Origin of the sequence: Candidatus Electronema sp. TJ (assembly GCF_048287355.1) — a bacterium.
In the GTDB taxonomy this organism is placed as follows: Bacteria; Desulfobacterota; Desulfobulbia; order Desulfobulbales; family Desulfobulbaceae; genus Electronema.
The window spans coordinates 5,765-10,251 of record NZ_JBLWEP010000085.1 but is presented as its reverse complement, the minus strand read 5'-3'; the positions used below and the strand labels follow the sequence as shown (position 1 = coordinate 10,251).

The 4,487-nt window shown below is 58.5% G+C and carries 4 protein-coding genes and 1 tRNA gene; 2 read left to right on the top strand and 3 right to left on the bottom strand.

Annotation, left to right across the window (positions count from 1 at the left end; translation table 11 throughout):
• Positions 1 to 6 precede the first annotated feature (6 nt).
• Positions 7 to 81, bottom strand: a tRNA-Glu gene (locus ACNKID_RS07570).
• A 40-nt stretch (positions 82 to 121) separates the two neighbouring features.
• Positions 122 to 1,705 carry a 4-alpha-glucanotransferase gene (gene malQ, locus ACNKID_RS07565; RefSeq protein ID WP_417912835.1) on the bottom strand — a complete coding sequence of 528 codons (1,584 nt, stop codon included), beginning with the start codon at positions 1,703 to 1,705 and terminating at the stop codon, positions 122 to 124.
• Between the two features lie 202 nt (positions 1,706 to 1,907).
• Here malQ and ACNKID_RS07560 point away from each other — a divergent pair, with 202 nt between their 5' ends.
• Together ACNKID_RS07560 and ACNKID_RS07555 are read left to right on the top strand one after the other, a co-directional pair.
• Positions 1,908 to 3,236 (top strand): sigma-70 family RNA polymerase sigma factor, encoded by a 1,329-nt coding sequence (locus tag ACNKID_RS07560; protein ID WP_417912834.1) that lies wholly within the window; start codon positions 1,908 to 1,910, stop codon positions 3,234 to 3,236.
• Between the two features lie 57 nt (positions 3,237 to 3,293).
• Positions 3,294 to 4,166 (top strand): alpha/beta fold hydrolase, encoded by an 873-nt coding sequence (locus ACNKID_RS07555; RefSeq protein ID WP_417912833.1) that lies wholly within the window; start codon positions 3,294 to 3,296, stop codon positions 4,164 to 4,166.
• Between the two features lie 48 nt (positions 4,167 to 4,214).
• On the opposite strand, the gene ACNKID_RS07550 is transcribed toward ACNKID_RS07555, so the two are convergent.
• On the bottom strand, positions 4,215 to 4,487 hold a 273-nt coding region (locus ACNKID_RS07550; protein ID WP_417912832.1), incomplete at its 5' end, for a PhnD/SsuA/transferrin family substrate-binding protein.

Genomic DNA, 4,487 nt, shown 5'->3' with positions numbered 1-4,487 from the left:
TCACTTTGGTGACCCCAAGGGGAATCGAACCCCTGTTTACGGCGTGAGAGGCCGCTGTCCTAACCGCTAGACGATGGGGCCTAATCGGTGAGGCAATATTTACACGATACGCCCATTCCTGTCAAGCCTCTTTTGTATCTTTTTCCGGCACTGCCGGAAGCCTGCCGAACAGTTCCGTGGTCTGGCGCAGCCGCTCGGCCAGCGCGTCGCTGATGAAGCGCGGGGCGCAGCGCCACCGCCAGTTGCCGGAGGCTGTTCCCGGCGTGTTCATCCGGCAGTCATTGCCGAAGCCAAGCACGTCCTGCATGGGCAAAATGCAGAGCGAGGCAGGCGAGGACATCGCCAATGAAATCATATCCTCATGAAAGCGGGCCACCTCGTCGTCGCTGCGGTTGGCATAGCTCTTGGCTTGCCGCTTGGCCGTCGCCGCAACCTCGCCGCTCAGATACCAGCCCACAGCGGTGTCGTTGTCGTGAGTGCCTGTGTAAACTATGCAATTCCTCGGCATGTTGTGCGGCAGATAGGCGTTTTCCGGCCTGCCGTCAAAGGCGAAGAGCAGGATTTTCATGCCGGGAAAGGCCATGCCGTCGCGCAGCTCCTCCACTTCTGGGGTGATCACGCCGAGGTCTTCGGCTATGACCGGCAGACTGCTGAGGCGTTTTTCCATTTCCTTGAAAAACCGCAGGCCGGGGCCTTTCTGCCAGCCGCCGTTCATCGCCGTCTCTTCTTTGGCAGGAACCGCCCAATAGGCCTCAAAGCCCCGGAAATGGTCAATGCGGATCACGTCCACAACGGCAAGAACTGCCCGCAGCCGCTGCTCCCACCAATCCAGCAGCCGTTCTTTCACGCCGGGCGTGCGGCTGTGCCATTTGTACAAGGGATTTCCCCAGAGCTGGCCGGTTTTGCTGAAATAATCCGGCGGCACACCGGCGACGTGGGTCGGGCGGCCTGTTTTCGGCGAAAGCATGAAAATGTCCTGATCCGCCCAGACATCAGCGGAGTCAAGCGCGACGTAAATAGGCAGATCGCCGATGATCTGCACACCGTTAGCCGCCGCCTTGCCGTGCAGCTCCTGCCATTGGCTGAAGAAAAGATGCTGCTCAAACTGGCAGCGGCGGATGTCCGGTTGAAACTGCCGCTCCGCCGCAGCAATGGCCTCCGGCTGGCGCAGTCGTAGTTCTTCTGGCCAGTCAAACCAGCCCTGCTGGTTGAAATGCCGCTTCAGGGCGACAAAAAGGCTGTAGTTGCGCAGCCAGAAGTGTTGGGCGGTCAGCTCGGCAAAAAGTGCCTCCTGCCGTTCTTCGTTCCTGCTGCGCAGAAAATTCTGCCATGCCCGTTCCAGCACTTGCTCTTTCCATGCCGTGACTGCCTCAAAATTGACCAAATATTCCGAGAACTCGCCGGGCAATGGCGGCAGCTCCTCCTGCCGCAGCCAGCCGTCGCGGACGAGCAGTTCCGGGCTGATCAAGAGCGGATTGCCTGCAAAGGCTGAGTCGCTCATGTAGGGCGAGTTGCCAAAGGCCCGACTGACCGGCACCAGCGGCAGCACCTGCCAGCAGCTCTGTCCGCTGCGGGCGAGAAAATCAGCAAAGGCATGGCTGGCCGGGCCGAGATCGCCGATGCCGAACGGGCTGGGCAGAGAAGAAATGTGCAGGAGCACGCCGGAGGCTCTGGCTGCGCCGATGCCTAACTTTTGTTCTTTCATTGCAGTCTGTTGGTCAGAAAGTGAAGGGTGCCGGACAGTCCGTCCGGCGGCTGATGATGAAAAACGGCATCGAAAAAACTTGCTTTGCTTTTTTTCTCAGAATGTACTATATAATATAATTTTATTCATTCAAAAGCGGTTGCTTCCGCGTCTTTTTTTTGCGCTGAATTTTCCATCAAACACAAGCGGAGGTTGAAGGCAGGTGCTTGCAAGCATTAAGGAAGACCTACTGAAAGCCGGACAGGGTGAGGGGTGCATCACCTTCAAACATCTCAACAAGCTGCTGCCGGAGGATGTGAAGGATCCCGGCGCGATTGAAGCTGTGTTTGATTTTCTCAACGCGCATAATATTGAAATTGTGACAGTTGAGGATTCGGGCAGGAAAAGGACGCTCTCCGGCGAGGAGTGGGTCGGCAAGGAGGACATGCAGGTTGAGGAGGCCGAAGAAGAATGCTCCCTGCTGCTCGGCGAGGATGATCACGAGGCCGAGGAGACCACCACTACCTACCTGCGGGAGATGGGGCAGTTCGAACTGCTGACTCCGGAGGAAGAAGCCCGTTATTCCAAGGCCATCCGCGAGGGCTTCGGCGCGATCATCGAGGCCATTCGGCTGGACGGCTCCGGCATGCCAGAACTCCGGGTGCTTAAAGAGCGGATCGAGCTGTGGGAGCGGCGCGACCCAGCCCTGAAGCCGAAGAAGCAGCAGCTCAACTATATGCGCCAAGTGGTGAAAAAGGCGGCGGGCAAATACCCCGATCTGCGCGAACTGATCGAGCTGCACACCCGCATCGGTGCCTATGGCCGCTCGATTGAGAACGCCAAGGATTGCATGATCCGGGCCAATCTGCGGTTGGTGGTCTCTATCGCCAAGCGCTATATGCACCAAGGTTTGACGCTGGCCGATCTGATTCAGGAAGGCAATCTCGGCCTGATGCGGGCGGTTTTCCGCTTTGATTACACCAAGGGCAACAAGTTCTCCACCTACGCCTCGTGGTGGATCCGGCAGGCCATCACCCGCGCGATTCTCGACAAGACGCGCACTATCCGTCTGCCCGTGCATTTCTTGGAGCTGCGCAGCCAATTCTTCAAGGCATTCTACTCCTTGCTGAAAGAGCTGGGCCGCGAGCCGACTCCGGTGGAGATATCCGAGCTGACCGATCTGCCGATGGACAAAATCCTCGCTATCTTGGAAGCCTCGCGCGAGCCGATTTCCCTTGAAACGCCGGTCGGCGACGATGACTCCACCCTCGGTGATTTCTTGGAGAATCAGGAAGCGGAGTCCCCGTATGACACTGTGGAGAACCGCGAGCTGTCCACCCGTGTCAACGAGGTGCTCTCCACCCTGACCGAGCGGGAGGAAAAAATCATCCGCCTGCGTTTTGGCATCGGCGAGAAGGCCGAATACACGCTGGAGGAGATCGGTAAAAAATTCAACGTCTCCCGCGAGCGCATCCGCCAAATTGAGAAAAAGGCTCTCAACCGGCTGCGTCATTCCAGCCGCCGGGAGAAACTGCGCTTTTTCCTCGATTGACCGCACGTTGACCATGCTTTTCTTCACCGCCTCTTCCTCGGAAGAGGCTTTTTTTTCATGCTGACCATGCTCCTTCTTGCCGAATACCCCTTTGCGCCGCAGAGCTTTGTCACCGCCGAGGGCCACCGCCTTTCCTATGTGGATGAAGGGCGCGGCCCGGCGGTGGTCATGGCGCACGGCAATCCTTCGTGGTCATATTTGTACCGCAATTTGGTGTCCGCGCTCCGGCATGACCATCGCTGCATTGCTCCCGACCATCTTGGCTGCGGTTTTTCTGACAAGCCGCAGGATTGGCCCTACCGTCTCAGCGGCCATATAGACAACTTCAGCGGGCTGCTCGACCAGCTGCGCGTCGAACGCTGCGTGCTGGTTGTGCACGACTGGGGCGGAGCCATCGGCATGGGCTGGGCAGGCCGTCATCCTGAGCGCGTCGCCGGACTGATCGTGCTGAACACCGCCGCATTCCGCTCGCGCAGAATGCCATTGCGCATCGCTCTCTGCCGCTTGCCGCTGCTGGGAGAGCTGCTGGTGCGCGGCCTGAACGGTTTCGCATGGCCTGCGACCTTTATGGCGGTGCGGAAGAAAATGAGGCCGGAAGTGAAGGCTGGTTTTCTGGTCCCCTACAACAGTTGGGCCAGCCGGGTGGCTGTGAGCCGCTTTGTTCAAGACATCCCCTTGAAGCCCGATCATCCCTCGTGGCAGGAGCTGGTCAAGGTCGAGGAAGGGCTGGAGAAGCTGCGGGACAAGCCGATGCTGATTTGCTGGGGCGGCCGCGATTTCTGCTTCCATGATGACTTTTACAAAGAATGGCGGCGGCGTTTTCCGGCAGCGCAGAGCTTTTATTTTCCGAATGCCGGACATTATGTGCTGGAAGACGCGCTGCCGGAAATCCTGGCAGTGCTGCCGCACTTTCTGGCGGCCTGCCATTGAACATGCGCCGCCTCCGCGCCGAAGCAGGGAGGCGGAACGAAACGCGGCTCACTCGCCAGCGGACATGCCGATGGTCTTCAGGCACTCGCGCACCGGCGCATAATCAGCCACCTCCTTCCAGCCGGTGATCTTGCCGCTCACCGCCGCCTCAGCATCCGGCTTCATAGCCAGCAGGGCCTCTTTGACCTGCTTCCGCACGCTCTCATCCACATGGGCCAGCGCGGCCATCGGCCATTCAGGATAAAGCTTTGAAGAATGGACAAAAGGGAAATCTTTGTCCTCTTCCTGATGAATGACCCGGAAATTTTCCATTTTGATTTT

Bases quoted from the DNA above. Each gene is read 5' to 3' on its own strand.
- malQ (WP_417912835.1), bottom strand. From the start codon at position 1,705: ATGAAAGAACAAAAGTTAGGCATCGGCGCAGCCAGAGCCTCCGGCGTG.
- ACNKID_RS07555 (WP_417912833.1), top strand. From the start codon at position 3,294: ATGCTGACCATGCTCCTTCTTGCCGAATACCCCTTTGCGCCGCAGAGC.